The sequence below is a fragment of the Demequina lutea genome (assembly GCF_013409005.1).
In the GTDB taxonomy this organism is placed as follows: domain Bacteria; phylum Actinomycetota; class Actinomycetes; order Actinomycetales; family Demequinaceae; genus Demequina; species Demequina lutea.
This window is the reverse complement of the sequence record NZ_JACBZO010000001.1, coordinates 1809721-1829437: the sequence shown is the minus strand read 5'-3', so window position 1 is coordinate 1829437 and position 19717 is coordinate 1809721. Positions and strand designations below refer to the sequence as shown.

Here is a 19717-nt window from a genome sequence, read left to right as displayed (position 1 = left end):
ACCGCTCGTGTGGACCCCGCTAACGACCCGTACCCGACTCGTCGAACTCGACGCCCATCTCCCCGAGCAGCACGCGCACCTTGGCCTCGATCTGATCGCGCACGTGGCGCGTCGCCTCGAGGCCCTCGAGCCCCGCGGGAACGTCGAAGGACCAGTCCTCGTAGCGTCGGCCGGGGTAGTAGGGGCACGCGTCGCCGCAGCCCATCGTGATGACAACGTCGGCCGCCCTGATGCGCTCGTCCGTCCACGGCTTGGGGTACTCGCCCGTGATGTCGATGCCCCTTTCGCTCATCGCCTCGACCGCTGTCGCGCTGAGCGACTCGCCGGGCTCGGAGCCTCCCGACCATGCGATCGCGCGTTCGCGCGCGAGTTCCTTGAACCAGCCGAGCGCCATTTGGGACTTGCCGCCGTTCTTGACGCACAGAAAGAGCGCCGCAGGACGGTGGTCATCGGCGCTCGGAATGGGTGCCTGGGAGGTGTCGTCTGTCATGGTTCCTGTCCGGGGGTGAGTGAGTCGGCAAGACGCGCGATGCCGGGATCGGAGAGCCTTTGGGGCGCTGGGCGGCTGGTCGAATATCGCCACCCTAGTCGCCGTCGGCAGCCGACGGGGCGCGCCGGCGAACCAAGGCCACGGTCACCGCCACGAGTGGTATGCCGATGAGGGCAAGGATGCCTGCTTCGAGAGGCCAGTCCTCGGCCGACTTCCCGATGGCGGCCACCCCCAGGATCACTCGCGTGAGCGCTCCGAGCAGGGCGAGGGTGCCGAGGGTTCCGGTCGCCCATGCCATCCGGACGTCCCGAGCGCGGCGGCTGGGTCGATCGGTGAAGGCTTCGGGGCGAGCGCCCGTGTAGCGGCGGCGCCACACCTGAAGACTCGAGAGCTCACCCACGTACTTCCAGCCTGCGTCTTCATAGGTGGCACGGTAGTTTCCGTCGATCTTCTGCTGCGGGTCGACGACGTAGCGGACCTTGGCAGGCTTGGCCTGCTGAAGATGCATGCGAATGGCGCTCATGTCGTCGAGCTCGCGTGGCTCCCAGCCTCTTGAGGCCTGTAGCTCGAGCCAGTCTTCGAGCCTGGCGGGCGTGGGGTGAACGAAGGCGGCGAACCATGCGGTGCGGCGGGTCATGCGATGCCCCTTCCATACGCGTAGAGGCGTTCGATGCGGCGAGTCTGTTCGGCAAGCGCCCTCGTGCCGCGTTCGGTGAGCACGTAGTAGTGCCTGCGTTCCTCGGTCCGCGTGCGATCGATCCATCCGGCGTGCTCGAGCTTCTTGAGACTCGTGTAGATGGTGCCCGCACCGATCTGGACGTATCCCGCGGTGAAGTCGGCGACGTGCTGGATGATGCCGTAGCCGTGTCGTTCCTCGCGCAGCGACAGCAGGATGCAGTACATCGTCTCGCTGAGTTCTTCCTTGAGATCCGCCATGCGGGAACTATATCACGGCGCGATATAGCGCGGAGTAATGTAGCGCGGAGTGATGGAACGTGGCGTGATTCAGCGAGGCACGATGCGGCAGGCGGATATTCACTTGCATCGGTCCGCCGCGCGCGATGACCTTGGTCCCGTTCTCGTCGCTCGCAAATGGACGTACACTTCGATGGTGATCGAACTGACAATGCCCCGCTGGGCACCCGAAAGCGAATCCACTGCCGTGGATCTCCTCGCTGCCGCCACCGAGCCCACTCGCTGGCGCATCCTCGCGACCCTTGCGTCTGCCGGCACGCGCTGCGCCTGCGAGATCGAACCCGTCGCAGACGTGGCCCCCAACGTCCTGAGCTACCACCTCAAGGTTCTCCGCGAGGTGGGCCTCGTCACGTCCGCACGGCGCGGCAAGTGGATCGACTACACGATCGCGGACGACGCGGCTGCACGGCTAGCGATGGCGCTTCCCACCGCTCTGCCAGGTACGATGCGAGACCTGCCATGACCATCGTCGAGCGCCTTCCCGAGACCAAGAGCGGCATCGGCGTCGTCTCTGCGGCCGCCGTGGGCGCCTGGGCGGGGGCATACGCACTCAACGAGCGCATGTGGGACTGGCTCCTGTACGACCGCATCGGCCTCAATCCCGACGCCCGCTCCGTCAGCGCGCTTCACTTCTTCCTGTACGACACCACCAAGATCGCGCTGCTACTCACCGGCATCATCTTCGTGGTGGGGGTGCTTCGCACGTTCATCACGATCGAGCGCACGCGTGCCCTGCTTGGCGGCAAGCGCGAGGGCGTCGGCAACGTCATGGCGGCCGGCCTAGGTGTGGCCACCCCATTCTGTTCCTGCTCCGCGGTGCCGGCGTTCATCGGCTTTGTGGGCGCGGGCGTACCCATCGGCGTGACCCTGAGCTTCCTCATCGCGTCGCCGTTGGTCAACGAGATCGCGGTGGGCCTGTTGTGGACCACGTTCGGTTGGAACATTGCGCTCATGTACATCGGGGCGGGCCTCACGATCGCGATTGTTGCCGGCTGGGTGCTTGGCCGGATGGGCGTCGAGCGTTGGGTCGAACCCTTCGTGCTCAAACAGAACCTGCTCGCCGCGGCGAATGCGGGCGCGGGTGTGGAGTCGCGAATGTCGCCGCAATTGCGCGTGCGCATCGGCCTGCAGGAAGTGCGCGAGATCTTGGGCAAGGTGTGGCCCTACTTGCTCGTCGGCGTCGCCTTGGGCGGGATCATCCACGGCTGGGTGCCTTCGAACTTCTTCGCGGCTCACGCGGGTCCTCACAACCCCTTCGGGGTGCTTGTCGCGGTGGTGCTCGGCGTGCCGCTCTACTCGAACGCCGCAGGTGCACTGCCGCTCGTCCAGGCGCTCGCGGACAAGGGCGTGCCTATGGGCACGCTGCTCGCCTTCATGATGAGCGTCGTCGCGCTGTCCCTGCCCGAAATGATCCTGCTCAAGCGCGTGCTCAAGGTCCCGCTGCTGGGGGCGTACACGGCCGTCGTTTCCGTGGGCATCATCGCGGTCGGCTATCTCTTCAACGCCATCCTCACTTAACGCCATCCTCACATAGGGAGAACGAAATGATCATCAAGGTTCTTGGATCCGGCTGTGCAAACTGCGTGCGCCTCGAGGCGAACGTCAAGGAGGCCCTCGCGGCCAGCGGCATCGTCGATGCCACGGTCGAGAAGGTCACCGACTACGCCGACATCGCGGCGTACGGAATTATGTCGACGCCCGGCCTCGTGGTCGACGAGAGGGTCCTCGTGAGCGGACGAGTGCCCGATGCGGCGGAGGTTGCTCAGCTGATTGCTTCTGCTCGCTAAGGTGGCCTGGTGCGGGCGCGAGGCGCCCGAAGTGTCCTGAGGAGAGTCATGGCCATTGTCGACTGCGCGGTGTATGTCGAGGGCGCCCGTGTCCACGACGCGGTGAGTGTTGAGGACGCGGTCTCGCGGGCCAAGCGGTCGACGGGATTCGCGTGGGTGGGCCTCTTGCGGCCGAGCGACGACGAGCTCGAAAGCGTCGGCTCCGCCTTCGGGATGCACGCCCTCGCGATCGAGGATGCCATGAAGGGCCACCAGCGATCCAAGCTCGAACGCTACGACGAGAACCTTGCGTTGGTGGTGCGTTCGGCTAGGTACCTTGAATCCTCAGAGACGGTGGAGTTTGGCGAGATCCACCTCTTCGTGACGCCCAAGGCGGTCGTGTCCGTCCGGCTTGCCGAGGAGCCCGATCTTGGTACGGTGCGCTCGAGGCTGGAGGAGGAGCCGCGGCTTCTGGAGCTTGGCCCACGCGCCGTCCTGTACGCCGTGCTCGACCAGGTGGCCGACTCCTACGAACCCGTTGTCGCTGGGCTGGAGAACGACATCGACGAGGTGGAAGACCAGATCTTCGGCGAGGAGATCACCGCGAAAGTGTCGAGGCGCATCTATGCGCTCCACCGCGAAGTCATAGGCTTCCAGCGTGCGGTGCAGCCCTTAGCCGGCGTACTCGACGAACTCCGCTTGTTGGCCGCGACCGACGAGACCGACATCGAGTTGCGCCGCCTGTTCCGAGACGTGCATGACCACGTGATCCGGGTGGGGGATCGCGTGGATAACTTCCGTTCGCTGCTCGACAACGCGCTGTCCACGCACATGGCGCTCGTCGCCCAAAGGCAGACCGAGGCGAGCCTCGCCCAAAACGAGCAGACGAAGCAGATCTCCGCTTGGGCCGCAATCCTGTTTGCGCCCTCGCTCGTTGGCACCATCTACGGGATGAACTTTCACCACATGCCGGAACTCGCGTGGGCGTGGGGCTACCCGTTTGCTCTAGGCCTCATGGCGACGCTTGGTGGGGTGCTCTTCGGGGTGTTCAAGCACGTCAAATGGATCTAAACGCCCCTGCGCCTCAGTCCCCACTTACGCAGTTCGGTCACGAGCGGCACCACGGCGGATAGGGCCACGCACGTCGCCCATTGACTCACACTGAGCGGCGCCGTCGAGAACGCCCTGTTGAGCAGCGGCACATGGACGACGGCTACCTGGAGTAGCGCCGACAGGGTCACCGCGCCCCACAGCCATCGGTTCGTGGCCAGGTTCTTCACGACACTGACGGTCTCGGATCGAGCGCTGAACGCGTTCATCAGTTGTGTGAGCACTAGCACCGTGAACGCCGCCGTGCGAGCGGTGTCGAGCGACTCGGAGCCCTCGATCAGGCCGCCAGGCAAGAACGCGTCGAGCGCAACCAGCGTCACCACCGCCATGACGATGCCCGTCAACGCCACTCCTCGCCACATGCGACCGTCGATCAGCCTGTCCGTGGGCTTGCGCGGCTGGCGCGACATCAGGTCGGCCGCATAGGGCTCGGCGCCGATTGCGAGGGCAGGCCCCAAGTCCGTCAACAAATTGATCCACAGGATCTGGGTGGCCAGTAACGGCACCGCAACCACCTCGCCGTGACCTGACAGCCCCAGCACACCAGCGCCGGCGACTCCGAAGAACACAGCCAGCACCTCGCCAGCGTTGGACGCCAGGAGGTAGCGCAGGAATCGCTTGATGTTGTCGAGGATTCCGCGGCCCTCACGAACCGCCGTCACGATCGTCGTGAAGTTGTCGTCCGCGAGGATCATGCTGGAGGCCTCGCGTGCCACCTCGGTGCCGCCGAGTCCCATCGCCACGCCGATGTCGGCGCTGCGAAGTGCGGGCGCGTCGTTCACGCCGTCGCCCGTCATGGCGACTACCTCGCCGCGGGCCTGAAATGCGTCGACGATCCGCAGCTTCAGCTCCGGGGCCACCCTGGCGAAGACCGCGCAATTGGCGACCGCCTCGCCGAGCTCGGCATCGCTCATAGATGCCAACTCCGCTCCCGTCAGTACGGTCTCGTCCGCCGCGATGCCCAGGTCTCGGGCGATGGCAAGGGCGGTCGCCGGGTGGTCGCCCGTGATCATGACGATGCGGATTCCGGCGAGCTGGGCATCGGCCACGGCGTCGCGCGCCTCGGGTCGCGAGGGGTCCACAAGCCCCGCCACGCCGATAAAGGTGAGGTCTTGCTCTGCCGCCTCGTCGCAGGCCTCGCCGTCGCTCAAGGTTCGGAAGGCGACCCCGAGCGTGCGCATGCCACGACCTGCCAAGGTGGCAGTGTTCGCCAACACGCGCTCCCTGGCCGCCGCGTCGAGGGGCACCTGGGTCTCGCCAACGAGCATGCGCGTGGATAGAGACAGCAAGACCTCGGGGCCACCCTTCACGTGAAGAGTGCGCTCGCCGCTGGCGTCCTGCGTCGCCGCCGACATCCGTGCGCGCGCCGCACTGAACGGCACACCCGCGACCCGGTTTTCGGAGGCGTTCCCGGATCCGCCGAGGCTCATTAGCCGCTCTGCGTCCAGGAATGCCACGTCCGTCGGGTCGCCATTGATCTCCCCTCCGTCTGGGTTGGCGACCGCATCGTTTGCCACGCAACTCGACCTGATGAGAGCGGTGAGTTCCGGGCTGGCGCCGGGGTGGGAGGCGGCTGCGTCGGCGATGTCCATGAGGCCGTGAGCGGTAGCCACCGTCATCAGGGTCATGCGATTGAGCGTCAGCGTGCCCGTCTTGTCGGTGCAGATGACCGAGGCCGACCCGAGAGTCTCGACCGACGACAGGTCCTTCACGATCGCGTGGTGATCCGCCATGCGCCTCACACCAAGCGACAGGACGACGGACAGGATGGCGGGCAGGCCCTCTGGCACGGCGGCGACCGCGAGCGCCACGCCGAGCAGCAGGATGCTCACGACTTGTGAAAGCGTGGTCACGTCAGACGTGAGCCATACGGTGCCGATCACCACCACCGCGATGACGACTACCGCGATCCCAAGCGTGCGGCTCAGGTGTGCGATTTCGCGCTGCAGGGGGGTGGGGTCCGGCTCGGTCTCGCCCAGCATGCGCGCGATGCGCCCCGTCTCGGTGTCCATGCCGATGCCCGTCACGATGGCGCGACCCGTGCCCCGGCTGACGGCCGTGCCCGCGAAGACCATGCATGTGCGGTCGGCGACCTCCGCGTGTGCCTCGAGCGGTTCCGTTCGCTTTTGGGCAGGCGCGCTCTCGCCCGTCAGTACGGCCTCGGCCACGCGCAGCTCGGAGGTCACCAGGCGCGCATCGGCGGCTACCGCGTCGCCCTCGGCGAGCAGGAGCAGATCGCCCCTGACGACGCCTGCCGCCGGGATGCGCTGGGCGTTGCCGTTGCGCATGACGAGGGCGCTCGCGGCGCTCATGTGCTGAAGGGCGGCAACCGCAGACTCGGAGCGGCGCTCCTGAACCAGCCCCAGGATCGCATTCGCGATCACCACGATGGCGATGACGATCGAGTCGTAGGGGACGCCTTCGCGGCCGTCGACGAGCCATACCGTGATCGTGACCGCGAAGGCCGCCAGCAGCAGGTAGACGAGCGGGTCGGCAAATTGGAGGAGCAGACGCCGTTGCCACGACACACGCTTTCGCTCGGTGAGCGAGTTCGGGCCGTCGGCGGCTAGTCGGATTGCGGCCTCTTCGCTGGAAAGCCCGAAAGTCGTATCCGCGCCTGCCAGGCGAACGACCTCGTCGGCGGTGAGGAGGGACACATCGGCTGCCAAGCCTAATTCCATCATCCTCAATCGTATGTCTAGGACGCGTCGCATTGCAGGGGACGTCGGGCTACGCCGCGTTAGCGCGAGGAGAGCCCGCCCCGCGCGTGCGTTGCCTGAACGAGTGAGGGGCCGCGCTTCACCCACGCCGAGCTTCGCCACTTCGTCATTCGGCACCCAGCGCGAGCCGTCCTTGACCTCGGATCGAACACGTGTTCGAATGGTGGCATGCGATGGGAAGGTCAGGCACTCGAGGCGACGGAGCCGGACACCCTGCCGGGCCTCGCCAAGATCAGCAACCTGATCCGCTCGGTGCAGACCCCGGAGTTCGCCGGGGTCACATTTCATGAGGTCGCCGCCAAGTCGGCCCTCAACAAGGTGCCGGCTGGCGGGCCCGTGCCGTTCGGGTGGACCATCAACCCCTATCGGGGCTGTTCGCATGCGTGTGTGTATTGCTTCGCCAGGCCCAGCCACCGATACCTCGAGCTCGATGCGGGCACGGACTTCGACACCCAGGTGATCGTGAAGGTCAACGTGGCCGAGGTGCTCAGGCGCGATCTTGCCAGGCCCTCCTGGGCGGGGGAGCACGTGGCGCTAGGTACCAACACGGATCCGTATCAGCGAGCGGAGGGGCGTTATCGGCTGATGCCGGGGATCATCTCTGCGCTCGCCGAGGCACGAACGCCGTTCTCGATCCTCACCAAGGGCACCTTGTTGCGCAGGGACCTGCCGCTCCTTGTGGACGCGGCGCGGTCGGTCGACATCCAGTTGGCCATGTCGATAGCGATATTCGATGACGATCTGCAGTCAACGATGGAACCGGGAACCCCCACGACCGCCGCGCGGCTGTCCACGGTTGCCGCCGCCGCTGACGCCGGTTTCCGGGTGTCCGTGTTCATGATGCCGATCCTGCCGTTCCTCACCGACGGCGAGGCGCACCTCGACGCCGCCCTGGCTCGGATCAAGGCCGCGGGTGCCACGCAAGTCACCTACTCGAGCCTGCATCTGCGGCCCGGCGTGAAGGAGTGGTTCGCACGGTGGCTCAACACTTACCGTCCCGACCTCACGCCGCGATACCGTCGGCTCTACGGCGACGGCGCCTACGCCCCCAAGGATTACCGCCGTCACCTCGCCTCGGTCATCAGGCCGCTCATTGCAGCACACGGCCTCGCTCAGGCAGAGGCGGACGCGGTGCCCGGCAGCGGAACCGCAAGGGCCGAGGCTCGAGACGGGAACGGCGAGTGGCGGAGGGCGCGCGTGGCGTCGCAGGCGCAGGCGGCAATGCAAGTGCAGGCGGCTGCTGCGTCGGAGTCGGCGCTCTTCTGACGGCGCTCCGCACTCGGGCGACTGCGAGGCTTCGTGCCGCCGCGTGGGTGCGTCGGTCGTATGGGATAACCGGTATCGGCCTCAACGGTCGGCGGCCCCCGGTCGCTCCGATTCCTAAAAGATGGGTGCAACTCCTAGGGGTGCGGTGACTCCTACAAGAGGGAGGTGCGCGGGCCGGACACCGCGTTGCGCCCAGCGGACTTGGCCAGATACAGCGCCTCGTCAGAGCGGGCGAGAATGTCCTCGGCCTCGTCATCCGCGCCTTTCCAGCACGCGATCCCGATGCTGACCGTGACGGGAAAAGCGGTGGCCCAAGAGGCGTTGTAGATCGCGCGCCGCATCCTCTCGGCGATGACCTGTGCGCCGCGTGCATTCGTGCCAGGCAGGATTGCCACGAACTCGTCGCCGCCGAGCCTTCCCACAAAGTCGTTGGGCCTCAGACACGTTCGCACGAGCGTGCACGCTGCGGCTAACACGGCGTCGCCTTGGCTGTGCCCGTGCAGGTCGTTGACGTCCTTGAAGTTGTCGATGTCAATCATCAGCAGCGCGTACGGGGCCCCATAGCGAACGGTGCGTTGGTGTTCTTCCACGAGGCGAAGCTCGCACGCGCGCCTGTTCGGACCGTTCGTGACGGGGTCGATTAGAGATTCTTCCCTATACCTTGTCGTGGCTTCCTCGAGTGCTAGACGGTGTTGCTCGAGTGCGTCAACATGGGCGGCCTTCTCGAGCATGAGGCGCTCGAGGTCGGCAATGTGGCGACGTTGCTCCAGATGGGATGCGACGGTCCGTGACAGCGCCTCAAGCGCGGCCAACTGGGCTGCGGTGATATCGCGCGGGATGGTGTCGATGACGCACAGTGTGCCAAGCGCATGGCCCTCCGGTGTGACCAACGGCGATCCTGCGTAGAAGCGAATATGCGGATTTGCGGTGACCAGTGCGCTGTCCTTGAATCGTTCGTCGACCAAGGCGTCATTCACGACGAGTGGCGCGTTGGGAGTCATGATCGCGTGTGCGCAGAACGCGTCCCTCCGGTGAGTCTCGGTCGTGTCGACGCCCACCTTGGCCTTGTACCACTGGCGGTCGTTGTCAATGAGCGACACCATCGCGATGGGGGTTCCGCAGACGGCCGCCGCCAACGTCGCGGCGTCGTCGTAGAAGCGCTCTGGCGGCGAGTTGAGCACTTGGTAGCGCTCAAGGGCCGCCTGTCTCGCGGCCTCGTTGGAGGGCCTAGGATAGTCGCGTTTGTGCAATTGCTCGACTCCTTCCGCCAGAGATCCTTGCAGTAAGAAGGGCATCAACGGGCGAACTTTCTCCCCATTGTCATCGGTCCCTTTTCAGGAAAGTGAAACACATCCGGCGTGTTCCTCTATTCCAAGCATCGCGGGGACTGGGGCCTTCGTCCGAATTGGGGCAAGATTTTCGTGAAATTCTGCGGCTGTCCGCATGTAAACCGAGGAAGCGCAAGCCGCCGCGTCGAAGCGTCGCGATGAGCGCCGGGCCGGGCACGAGGAAGGGCAGCGTGAAGCTAAGGACGGTCAAAAGTGCCATGCGGACGCTCTTTCCGGGCATCGCGGTGGAGCCGCGCAGCGCTGCCCGGGCGGGGGTTCTGGCGCGCCCAAGAGCGAACACACTTCATGGAATCCGCTTGACCTGATACCCTGGGGAGTACTTGCAGGGCCACCCCGGTCCTCCTGCGTCGCAGATTGCTTCTCCTTCTCGTCAGCGCATCAGCCCTTGTGGTAGCGCGGCTCGTAGAATTTCTCTTCGGCGAACGAGCGCGAACACCTTCGCGATTCGCCACCACTGCCGGTGCCGTGACAGTCACGGTTTGCGCGCATGCGCGCCCGGCACGATGCCCGAAAGGCACCATCCCCTTGTCTAGCTCTTTCGCCGAACTCGGCGTTCCCATTCAACTCACCGACGTGCTCGAACGCGAAGGTAAGTCCAAGGCGTTCCCCATCCAGGAGGACACCCTTCCTGACACTCTCGCAGGCCGTGACGTGCTCGGCCGCGGCAAGACGGGCTCGGGTAAGACGCTCGCGTTCGCATTGCCGATGGTCGCGCGCCTTGGTCGCAGCGGCGGCAAGTCTCGGCCCGGTCACCCCCGCGCCTTGGTGCTTGCGCCGACGCGTGAGCTCGCCACCCAAATCGACGCCGTCATCGCGCCGCTCGCGAAGGCCTACGGGCTCACGACCGCCACGATCTTCGGTGGAGTGAGCCAGCAGCGCCAGGAGCGCGCCCTGCGTGCAGGCGTCGACATCGTCGTGGCCTGCCCAGGCCGCCTCGAGGACCTCATGAAGCAGCGCCACGTGACTCTCGACGCCGTCGAGATCACCGTGCTTGACGAGGCCGACCACATGGCCGACCTCGGCTTCCTTCCGGGTGTCACTCGCATCATGGAGGCGACGCCCAAGCGCGGGCAGCGTCTGCTGTTCTCCGCGACGCTTGACAACGGCGTCGACAAATTGGTGCGCCGCTTCCTCGACGCGCCGATCACCCACTCGGTCGACGAGGTCGACAGCCACGTCGAAGCGATGACACACCATGTCTTTCACGTGTCGGGCGTCGACGCCAAGCGTCAGGTAGTCCAGGCTCTCGCGTCCGGAACAGGCCGCCGCATCCTCTTCATGCGCACCAAGCACCAGGCCAAGAAGCTTGCCAAGCAACTCAATGAGGCGGGAATCCCGTCTGTTGACCTGCACGGCAACCTCTCTCAGGGCCAGCGGGACCGCAACCTCGCGCTCTTCCAGGGCGACTCGCACCGTGTGCTCGTTGCCACCGACGTTGCCGCCCGTGGCGTGCACGTCGACAACGTCGAGCTCGTTGTCCACGTTGACCCGCCGGCCGAGCACAAGGCGTACCTGCACCGTTCGGGCCGTACGGCCCGCGCAGGCTCCGCCGGCGACGTGGTCACCGTGGTACTTCCCGAGCAGCGTCGCGAAACCGAGCAGCTCATGAAGAGGGCAAACATCCAGGTGCGTCCGCAGGCCGTGAGCGCGGACTCGTCTCAAGTGAAGTCTCTCGTTGGCGAGGTTGCCGCATACGTGCGTCCGGCCGAGGTCGCCATTCGTACGAGCAACCCGGGTCCGCGTCGGGGCGCCGGGCCGCGTCAGGGTCAGGGCCAGGGCCAACGCCGCGGCCAGGGCCGCGCCGGTCAGGAACGCCACTCGCGTCCCGAGGGTGAGCACGGACAGCATTCCAGTGCACCGCGCTCCAGTGCACCGCGCTCCAGTGCACCGCGCTCTGCTTCACCGAGGAACGGTCGCACGGGCAACGGCTACGCGAGTGCCGCATCGTTCTCGTCGAGCGGCACGTCCAACCGTCGTTCGCGCTAACTAGCTACCGGCACGTCGCGCCCGTCACAAGGGCGCGACGCCCGCCGGTGCTAGATTGTTCGGTGTGCCGAACATTGCGATGGCGCCGGTGTTTCAGCGGGCGAAGACCCACCCTGAGCGTGGCCTGTGGCGCCTGCTTGGCCCCGCCTTTGTGGCGTCGATCGCCTACGTAGACCCCGGCAACGTCGCCGCAAATCTCACGGCCGGCGCGCAGTACGGCTACCTGCTTGTGTGGGTGCTGGTGGCTTCAAACGCCATGGCCGTGCTCGTCCAATATCTGAGCGCCAAGCTCGGTCTGGTGACCGGGCGGTCGCTTCCCGAACTGCTGGCCGTGCGCATGGGGCGCGGGAAGCGGCTCTCCTTCTGGCTACAGGCCGAGGTGGTAGCGGCGGCGACGGATGTGGCAGAGGTCGTGGGCGGAGCGATCGCCCTCGGCCTGCTGTTTCATCTCCCTCTCGTGTGGGGCGGCGTCATCACCGGCGCAGTCTCGATGGTGCTTCTTTCCGTCCAATCGCGACGGGGGCAGCAGCCCTTTGAATTCGTCATCATGGGGCTCCTCGCAGTCATCGCATTCGGCTTTCTCGCGGGATTGTTCGTGAGCCCCGTCGATTGGGTTGGCGCCGCGGGCGGACTACTGCCGCAATTCGCGGGTTCCGGCACCGTGGTGCTCGCGGCATCGATGCTGGGTGCCACCGTGATGCCGCATGCCATCTACCTGCACTCTGCGTTGGCGCGTGACCGTCACTTGCCATCCTTCGGCACGGAGAATCGACGACCGGACGATTTCAAGGGTCCGGGAGTAGCGGCCGAAGCGGATGCGGAAGCCGCGATCGCGCACCTTGCCCGCCTTCCCCGTTTGCTGCGTGCCACGAAGATCGATGTGATGTGGTCGCTCGTGATCGCTGGTTCGGTGAACATCGCCATGCTGTTGCTCGCCGCGGGCTCTCTGCGGGGAGTTGCGGGGACCGACACCATCGCGGGCGCGCACCACGCGATCGTCGTCGCACTCGGTCCGGCGATCGGCGTCATCTTCGCCATCGGCCTCTTGGCGTCGGGGCTTGCCTCCACGTCGGTGGGAGCATACGCGGGCGCGATGGTGATGGGGGGGCTCATCAAGCGACGCATTCCTTTGCTGGTGCGGCGCCTCGTCACCCTGGTGCCCGCGCTCATCGTGCTCAGTATCGGTACCAATCCCACGCAAGCGCTCGTGATCAGTCAGGTGGTATTGAGCCTCGGAATCCCGTTTGCCCTCATCCCGCTCGTGAGGCTCACGTCCTCTCGCGAAGTCATGGGAGGGCACGCCACGGCAGTGGTGCTGCGTTCCGTCTCGTGGCTGGTGGTGGGCCTGATCCTGGCGCTCAATGTGGCGCTCCTGGGCATTACCTTTGCTGGGCTGTGGTGACCCACACGGCCGCCGCGTCGTCAGACTTCAACGCGATCGTCGTCTCACCCACGCGCGCTTCTCCGGCATGCGCGACCTCAACCGGCACGTCCGGCACAATTCCCGCCTGAGCGAAGCGCCGCAGCCTTTCGGGATCCGCATCGGAGACGCGTACCACGGTGGCCATTCCCGGCGCCGCCTGCGCGAGCGTGACCGCATCGGGCAGGTGGGCATCTCCGCCCGCTGATGGGATGGGGTCGCCATGCGGGTCTCGCGTGGGGTGACCCAGAAGCGTGTCAATCGCGTCCAGCATGCGATCAGACACCGCGTGCTCAAGGACCTCCGCCTCGTCATGGACCTCGTCCCAGCCGTAACCCAAGGCGCTTACCAGGTACGTCTCGAGCAGGCGATGGCGCCTGACCATGGCGATGGCGTGCGCGCGACCCGCGTGCGTGAGGGTGATGCCACCGTACGCGATGTGCTCGACGAGGCCCTGCTCGACGAGCTTCTTGATTCCGTCCGATGCGGTCGAGGTGCGCACTCCCAGGCGTTCGGCGAGCGCCGTCATCGACACCGCGCCCTCCGACCACTCTTGGAGCGTCCAGACGCACTTGAGGTAGTCCTGGGTTGCTTGGCTCAAGTCGGTGACGGCCATGGCGCAAGTGTAGGCGGGCACCATGGGCGCGCGACGCTACAGGAACATCGGAGTGAGGGTCTCGTAGTCCTCGATCGTCCCATCGGACATGCAAAGTTCGATGATCTGGCGGCCCAACGGGTCTATGTCGTCGGTGAGGAACTGCTGCAGCTCCGCCTTGAAGAACCCCGCGAGAATCGCCGCACCCGCGTCGTAAGCGGTCACGCCCACTCCGGACTGCAATTCTGGTGTCAGGAGTGTGCGGCGCACCGGCTGGCCGTCGAGCGTGATCTCGGTGGGCGTGTAGCCGAAGAGGGCGCAACGGGCGGGCTCGAGCTGGTTGGCGCGCATGCGGCCGCCACCCTTACGGGCGAGCCACTCGCGCGTCAGCCACTCGGCAGAGAATCCCACCTTGTAGGCGCCGATGTGCTGATTGGGCGTGAGCACGTAGCGCGTGCGTGGGTAGGCCATGATCTGGCGGAGCAGCAGGTTCGCGGCATCGACCTTGGTTCCGGTCGAGAAGGGCCAATACGAGCCGACGCCCTCTGCGACCATGCCGCCGTGCTCGAGCCTTTCGACGGCGTCGGCGGCCTCTCCGATCGAGGGGTTCTTGTCTCCGCGCGGCGCGATGAGGCGCCACAACCAGGCGATCGACGGCGGCACGAAGTGGGTCATGCCCATGATGCCGTACGTGGGCTTGTCGCTCGTGCACGCCGGCATGCGTACTCCAAAGGTGCGCACATCGACCGACTCTGGAGTGTTGATGATGTTGTCGATGTTCGAGCGGGGGATCACCACGCGCGGGTTGGGGCACGGCTTTCCGTTGGAGTCGAGCGTGTGCTCCCACGGCAGCACCGTGGCATCCGGGGCGCCGTCCATGTTGAAGAACACGAGCGGCTCCTTGGGGTGGATCACCGCGCGCTCGAAGTGAACGTCCTCGCCGTACTGACGGAGGTTGTCGACCCGCACGAACCAGCCGTCCTCGGCATCGGCCACAACCATGCGGCCGTCCCCGGTCTGTACCGCTGGGTGGCACAGGGTCATGTCGTCGGTGACCGGGCTGAGCTCACAGGTCTCGCTGAGCGTGATGTAGTACGGCTCGCGTGTGATGACATTCATCCCCAGCAGGATGCGGCCGTCATCCTCGCGTCGCAGGTCCTGGCACATCTCGGACTTTCCTCCGCCGGAGGCGCCCTCGTGCATGACGATCGTCTCGTTGTCGTATGGCGTGGTGACGCGGACGCTCGAGGCGTGGGCGGTGATCCAGCCCTCTTGTTCGCCGATGTCGAGCAGGACGGAGAACACGCCCTTCTTGGCGCTCGGGCCCGGGTACAAGTTGTAGGCGAAAATCTCGTGCAAGGTCTCGCTGCGGTCGTGGACGACAACCTGCTTGCCTTCGTAGTGCGTCTGGCGGAACGGGGGAGCGACGTACAGGATCGAGCGCGGCGTGTACTCGCCGAGTTCCTCGAACGTGACCCAGCCCTGGAGGTCAACGAGGGTCAGCGCGAAGAACGCCGAGTTGAGCGGCATGACCGCGAGCGAGGGCGAGCCGAAAGTGAGTCCTCCCGCCTTGAAGGGAACGACCACGAGCTCCTGAGTGGCAAGCCAATCGAGCGTCTCTTGCTTGACCCGGTCGAAGCTCTCTCCGAAGCGGTCGATGTAGCGGTCCTTGTTCGTGGGGCGTTCGTCCGCGATGAGCATGCAGCGAGGGTCGCGCCTGCGCATGTAGTCCTCGGGGTAGTTGACTGCGATGCCGTTGCGACACCGCGTCACGGTGGCCTCGGTGACCGTCTCGCCATTGGCCTCGTAGTCGACCGAGAAGACTGGCCCGCCCTCGGGGCCGAGAGCGAGCTGATAGAGCTCCGCCCGCGTGGCGGGGATCACCACACGAGGACTCGCCGCGATGGCCGCGCGCACGGACGCCGGCATGTCGACAAAGAGCGGGACTGCGGACTCGGCGGTGGTGCTCACATGTGCTCCCTTGGAACGCGGGCACGCAAAAGTACCCGAACCCGAACTTTACCCAAATTTTGCCGTTGCATGTGCGCCATGAGGCGGGACGTTTGTCTCGCTGAGAGCAAAAGGCAAAACCAGAAGGAGCTGAACCGGTGCCCAGCGGTGGAGTGGATTACTCCCCGGTGGGCTTGCTTTCCGCGTGGCCGCCGAAGCCCTTGCGCATCGCGCTGAGGACCTTCTCGGAGAAGATGTCCAGGTCTCGGGACGCGAAGCGCGAGTACAGCGCTGTGGTCAGCACGGGAGTGGGTACGCCCTCGTCGATCGCGGCGATCGATGTCCACCTGCCCTCGCCGGAATCCGAAACGTGGCCGGAGAACTCCTCGAGGTCGGGCGACGTGCTGAGAGCCTCTGCGGTCAGGTCGAGCAGCCACGACTGAATCACGGAGCCGCGGCGCCACACCTCGGCCACCTGTGCGGTGTCGATGTCGTATTGGTAGAACTCCGGGTTCGACATGGGTGCCGTCTCGGCATTGGCGGTCACCTCGCGGTTGCCCGCATTCGCGTTCTTGAGCACATTAAGGCCCTCCGCGTACGCCGCCATCAGTCCATACTCGATCCCGTTGTGGACCATCTTGACGAAGTGACCGGAACCGCTGGGCCCGCAGTGAAGCCATCCCTCCTCGCCAGGCAGCGGGTCGCCGGACTTTCCGGGAGTGCGTTCCTCGGCGTCGATTCCGGGGGCGATCGTGCGGAAGATCGGGGTGAGGCGTTCCACGTCGGCGTCGTTTCCGCCGATCATGAGGCTGAATCCGCGCTCGAAACCCCACACGCCGCCCGATGTGCCGACATCGATCAGGCCGATGCCGGCTTCGACGAGTTCAGTCGCGTGCCGCAAGTCGTCGCGGTAGTAGGTGTTGCCTCCGTCGATGATGGTGTCGCCGGGAGAGAGCACGTCGGATAGTGCCGCGATCACGTGGTCCGTGATCTGCCCTGCGGGGACCATGACCCACACCGTGCGGGGAGCGTCGAGGGCCGACGCGAAGCCTGCAAGCTCGTGAACCGGAACCGCGCCCTCCTTCGCAAGTTTGTCGACGGCATCGGTGCTCACGTCGTTGACGGCGACGGTGTGGCCATCCTTCATGAGGCGCCTGGAAAGGCCTGTTCCCATACGACCGAGTCCCACCATGCCGATTTGCATGGGCGTGTCTGTTGTCATGACTTCTCCTGGGTTGTGGTGGTGCCTGATGGGGAGCCCGCTATCTCTTTGTCGTCGACCGGTTCGCGCCAGCCGCCCCAGTCAGCCGCGAGGGCGTCCGCAGCTTTGGGGCCCCAGGTTCCTGGGGCGTACGGCAATGCCGCGGCGTGGTCGGTGAGGACGTCATTGACGACTCGCCATGCCGCCTCGACCGAGCCCCGGGACGTGAACAGTGCCTTGTCGCCCTTCATGGCGTCGGACAGCAGCCGTTCATAGGGCGCGCGCTCGAGCGGGCTCTCGGTGTGAAGCACAAACTCCTGCTGGGTGCCAGTGAATTCCTGGCCCGGTGTCTTCACTCGGGCCGCCAGTGCGATTTCTGAAATGGGCGATAGTCGAAAGCGCAGGTAATTCGGGGTCTTGTCCGCCTCGGCGTCCTCGAACAGGACTTGGGGGGGTCGCTTGAAGAACACGACGACCTCGCCGGCCGTGACGGCAAGCTTCTTGCCGGTCCGCAGGAGCCACGGCACCCCCGACCAGCGCCACGAGTCGATGTAGAGGCGCACGGCTGCGAAGGTCTCGACGTCCGAATCGGCGGCCACTCCCTCTTCGTCCTTGTATCCGTCGAATTGCCCACGCACCAGGTCTTCGCGCGCGAGCGGCCGCATGGCGCGGAACACCGACTCCTTGGCCTGCTGCACCGCTTCATAGCCCTGGTAGGAGGGGGGTTCCATGCCGAGCAGCGCGACCACCTGGAAGATGTGGTTCTCGACGACGTCTCGCAGTGCGCCCGCGGACTCGTAAAACGCGCCGCGTCCCTGTACGCCAAAGTCCTCGGCAACGGTGATCTCGATGTGGTCGATGTGATCGCGATTCCACACTGGCTCAAAGATCGAATTCGCGAACCTGAAGTACAACAGGTTCATGATCTCGTCCTTGCCGAGGTAGTGATCGATGCGGAAGATCGCATCCTCGGGGAATGCCCTGTCGACCAACTCGTCGAGCTTTCCGGCGGAGGCGAGGTCGCGACCGAAGGGCTTCTCCACGATTACGCGGGCGTCCTTGTGAAGGCCCGTGCCGCGCAGGCCGTCAATGACGGTTCCAAAGAGTGAGGGCGGGATGGCGAGATAGTGTGTCGGCCTGGAGGCGCCCTTGAGCGCCTTCTTGAGCGCGTCGAAGGTCCCGGCGTCCTTGTAGTCGCCGTCGACGTAGTCCAGAAGCTTGAGCAGCTTCTTGAGGTCGGCGTCGTCCTTCATACCGTTTTCCAGACACGACTCCTTTGCCCGGTCGCGCAGGTCGTCAACCGTCCACCCGGAGTGAGCCACGCCGACCACAGGGACGTCGAGTTCTCCCGCCGCGACCATGGCGTGCAGAGCGGGGAAGATCTGTTTGCGAGCGAGATCGCCGCTCGCACCAAAGAAAACAAATGCATCTGCATGAACGTTGGTGGTGCTCATGGTCCTCCTTTCGAGGCGTGCTCGGGGAGCGACGCGCTTGGGTAGCGCTCTTGGGTACAAGCGCTGTTGGGGACACGGCTCGGGGCGTCAGGCGCCCACCATTCGACAGTAGGCCGCTCCACGAAGTGCTCGCTACCAGTTTCGCCCGAGGCATGATCTGGGTCAGGCTTGGGGGCGCAGGAATCGAATGGCTGGTGTCGTTCGTTGCCGAAGCGAAGGGCTAGCCGGATAGCGGTTTACCGGACGGCCGCGGGAACCACTCGCGGAATCTCGATGACACGCCCTCCGTCGATCAATCTTTGTCGATCAAAGGAGCACGCGATGGCCACTGCAACACTGAAGAACTCTCCCCTCCAAGCGCTCGCCGCAGCGGGAGTGTCAATCTGGCTCGACGAATTGGGCAGGGACAGGCTTCGTTCGGGAGCGCTCACCGCGGACGTCGCCGAACGAAACGTCGTCGGAGTCACGACCAACCCCAGCATCTTCGCCAAGGCCGTCTCGGGCTCTGACATGTACGACGACCAGATCAGCGACCTCGCCGAGCGCGGCGTGTCCGTGGACGAGGCCGTACGGATGATTACCACGGCCGATGTTCGCGACGCTTGCGATGTGTTGCGTCCCGCTTACGATGCGTCGGGCGGCATGGACGGTCGGGTTTCGATCGAGGTCGACCCTCGTCTTGCGCGCAATACGGCCGCGACCATCGCGGAGGCCCGTCAACTGTGGTGGCTCGTTGACCGACCCAACGTCATGATCAAGATCCCGGCGACGCGCGAGGGCCTTCCGGCCATTACCGCGGCGATCGCCGAGGGAATCAGCGTCAACGTGACCCTCATCTTCGCCCTCGACCGCTACCGCGAGGTCATCGACGCTTACCTTTCCGGCCTGGAGCAGGCTCACAAGGCGGGAATTGACCTCTCCTCGATCCGTTCCGTTGCCTCATTCTTCGTGAGCAGGGTCGACACAAAGGTCGACAAGGCCCTCGGGGACGGGAGCCCCGTACGTGGCAAAGCCGCGGTCGCCAACGCGAGGCTCGCCATGGAGATCCACGAGCACACGTTGGCCGGCGCCCGATACCTGGCGCTTGAGAAGGAGGGCGCCCAGCCGCAGCGCCCGTTGTGGGCGTCGACTTCGGTAAAGAACCCCGACTACCCAGACACCATGTATGTGGATGAGTTGGTGACCCGCGGCGTCGTGAACACGATGCCCATGGGAACGCTGGAAGCCGAGGCCGACCACGGCGCTGTTCACGAGGGCGACTGGGACACCGTCACGGGAACGTACGACGCGGCGAGGGCGGCGATCAAGGCCGTCGAGGATGCGGGAGTGTCCATCGATGCCGTCACCAAGCAGCTCGAGGACGAAGGCGTCCAATCATTTGTCGAGGCGTGGGAGAAGCTTCTCGACTACGTCGCCTCGGCGATGAAGCGGTAGA

The 19717-nt window shown here is 65.5% G+C and carries 17 protein-coding genes; 8 read left to right on the top strand and 9 right to left on the bottom strand.

Translation table 11 applies throughout. The features are described from left to right. Nucleotides 1-19: 19 nt before the first annotated feature. The 3 genes from BKA03_RS08875 to BKA03_RS08865 all read right to left on the bottom strand — a co-directional run bounded on the left by BKA03_RS08875 (nt 20) and on the right by BKA03_RS08865 (nt 1426). Nucleotides 20-490 (bottom strand): arsenate reductase ArsC, encoded by a 471-nt coding sequence (locus BKA03_RS08875; protein WP_179398029.1) that lies wholly within the window; start codon nt 488-490, stop codon nt 20-22. A gap of 94 nt (nt 491-584) precedes the next feature. Further along, nucleotides 585-1127: a DUF2812 domain-containing protein gene (locus BKA03_RS08870; RefSeq protein ID WP_179398028.1), complete on the bottom strand. Its 543-nt coding sequence runs from the start codon at nt 1125-1127 to the stop codon at nt 585-587. Next, complete coding sequence (locus BKA03_RS08865; RefSeq protein WP_179398027.1) at nt 1124-1426, bottom strand: PadR family transcriptional regulator; 303 nt, start codon at nt 1424-1426, stop codon at nt 1124-1126. The genes BKA03_RS08870 and BKA03_RS08865 overlap by 4 nt, the downstream gene beginning before the upstream one ends. Nucleotides 1427-1490: 64 nt before the next feature. Here BKA03_RS08865 and BKA03_RS08860 point away from each other — a divergent pair, with 64 nt between their 5' ends. Genes BKA03_RS08860 through BKA03_RS08845 form a run of 4 tightly spaced genes read left to right on the top strand, consistent with a single transcriptional unit; the run spans nt 1491 to nt 4302 of the window. Beyond that, on the top strand, nt 1491-1928 hold the full coding sequence (locus tag BKA03_RS08860; protein WP_308477971.1) for an ArsR/SmtB family transcription factor: 438 nt from the start codon (nt 1491-1493) through the stop codon (nt 1926-1928). Further along, entirely contained in the window at nt 1925-2983 is a 1059-nt protein-coding gene (locus BKA03_RS08855; RefSeq protein ID WP_179398026.1) for a permease, read from the top strand. Before BKA03_RS08860 ends, BKA03_RS08855 begins: the two co-directional genes overlap by 4 nt. Nucleotides 2984-3009: 26 nt before the next feature. After that, nucleotides 3010-3252, top strand: coding sequence for a thioredoxin family protein (locus tag BKA03_RS08850; protein ID WP_179398025.1), 243 nt, complete (start codon nt 3010-3012; stop codon nt 3250-3252). A 48-nt stretch (nt 3253-3300) separates the two neighbouring features. Continuing rightward, nucleotides 3301-4302, top strand: a complete 1002-nt coding sequence (locus BKA03_RS08845) for a magnesium and cobalt transport protein CorA (protein WP_179398024.1) — start codon at nt 3301-3303, stop codon at nt 4300-4302. Here BKA03_RS08845 and BKA03_RS08840 read toward each other — a convergent pair. Continuing rightward, complete coding sequence (locus BKA03_RS08840) at nt 4299-7010, bottom strand: cation-translocating P-type ATPase (protein ID WP_218856016.1); 2712 nt, start codon at nt 7008-7010, stop codon at nt 4299-4301. The two genes, BKA03_RS08845 and BKA03_RS08840, sit on opposite strands and share 4 nt — an antisense overlap. A gap of 219 nt (nt 7011-7229) precedes the next feature. Here BKA03_RS08840 and BKA03_RS08835 point away from each other — a divergent pair, with 219 nt between their 5' ends. Then, the gene (locus BKA03_RS08835) at nt 7230-8327 is read left to right on the top strand and encodes an Rv2578c family radical SAM protein (RefSeq protein ID WP_179398022.1); all 1098 of its coding nucleotides are present in this window, start codon (nt 7230-7232) and stop codon (nt 8325-8327) included. A 152-nt stretch (nt 8328-8479) separates the two neighbouring features. Here BKA03_RS08835 and BKA03_RS08830 read toward each other — a convergent pair whose 3' ends face one another. Further along, entirely contained in the window at nt 8480-9577 is a 1098-nt protein-coding gene (locus BKA03_RS08830) for a sensor domain-containing diguanylate cyclase (RefSeq protein ID WP_179398021.1), read from the bottom strand. A gap of 624 nt (nt 9578-10201) precedes the next feature. On the opposite strand from BKA03_RS08830, the gene BKA03_RS08825 reads away from it, so the two are divergent. Together BKA03_RS08825 and BKA03_RS08820 are read left to right on the top strand one after the other, a co-directional pair. Further along, nucleotides 10202-11662 (top strand): DEAD/DEAH box helicase, encoded by a 1461-nt coding sequence (locus BKA03_RS08825; protein ID WP_218856015.1) that lies wholly within the window; start codon nt 10202-10204, stop codon nt 11660-11662. A 79-nt stretch (nt 11663-11741) separates the two neighbouring features. Beyond that, entirely contained in the window at nt 11742-13064 is a 1323-nt protein-coding gene (locus BKA03_RS08820) for an Nramp family divalent metal transporter (RefSeq protein WP_179398176.1), read from the top strand. Here the strand turns inward: BKA03_RS08820 and BKA03_RS08815 are convergent. From BKA03_RS08815 to zwf, 4 genes are all read right to left on the bottom strand, one after another. Next, on the bottom strand, nt 13042-13698 hold the full coding sequence (locus tag BKA03_RS08815) for a metal-dependent transcriptional regulator (protein ID WP_179398020.1): 657 nt from the start codon (nt 13696-13698) through the stop codon (nt 13042-13044). The two genes, BKA03_RS08820 and BKA03_RS08815, sit on opposite strands and share 23 nt — an antisense overlap. Before the next feature lie 36 nt (nt 13699-13734). Then, nucleotides 13735-15648 (bottom strand): DUF4914 family protein, encoded by a 1914-nt coding sequence (locus tag BKA03_RS08810; protein ID WP_308477970.1) that lies wholly within the window; start codon nt 15646-15648, stop codon nt 13735-13737. Nucleotides 15649-15805: 157 nt separating this feature from the next. Next, a complete protein-coding gene (gene gnd / locus BKA03_RS08805) occupies nt 15806-16849 on the bottom strand; it encodes a phosphogluconate dehydrogenase (NAD(+)-dependent, decarboxylating) (protein WP_257020125.1) in 1044 nt (347 codons plus the stop codon). Next, nucleotides 16846-18282: a glucose-6-phosphate dehydrogenase gene (gene zwf / locus BKA03_RS08800; protein ID WP_179398019.1), complete on the bottom strand. Its 1437-nt coding sequence runs from the start codon at nt 18280-18282 to the stop codon at nt 16846-16848. The genes gnd and zwf overlap by 4 nt, the downstream gene beginning before the upstream one ends. A gap of 321 nt (nt 18283-18603) precedes the next feature. Between zwf and tal the strand changes: the two genes are divergently transcribed. Further along, a complete protein-coding gene (tal, locus tag BKA03_RS08795) occupies nt 18604-19716 on the top strand; it encodes a transaldolase (RefSeq protein WP_179398018.1) in 1113 nt (370 codons plus the stop codon). Nucleotide 19717 lies beyond the last annotated feature (1 nt).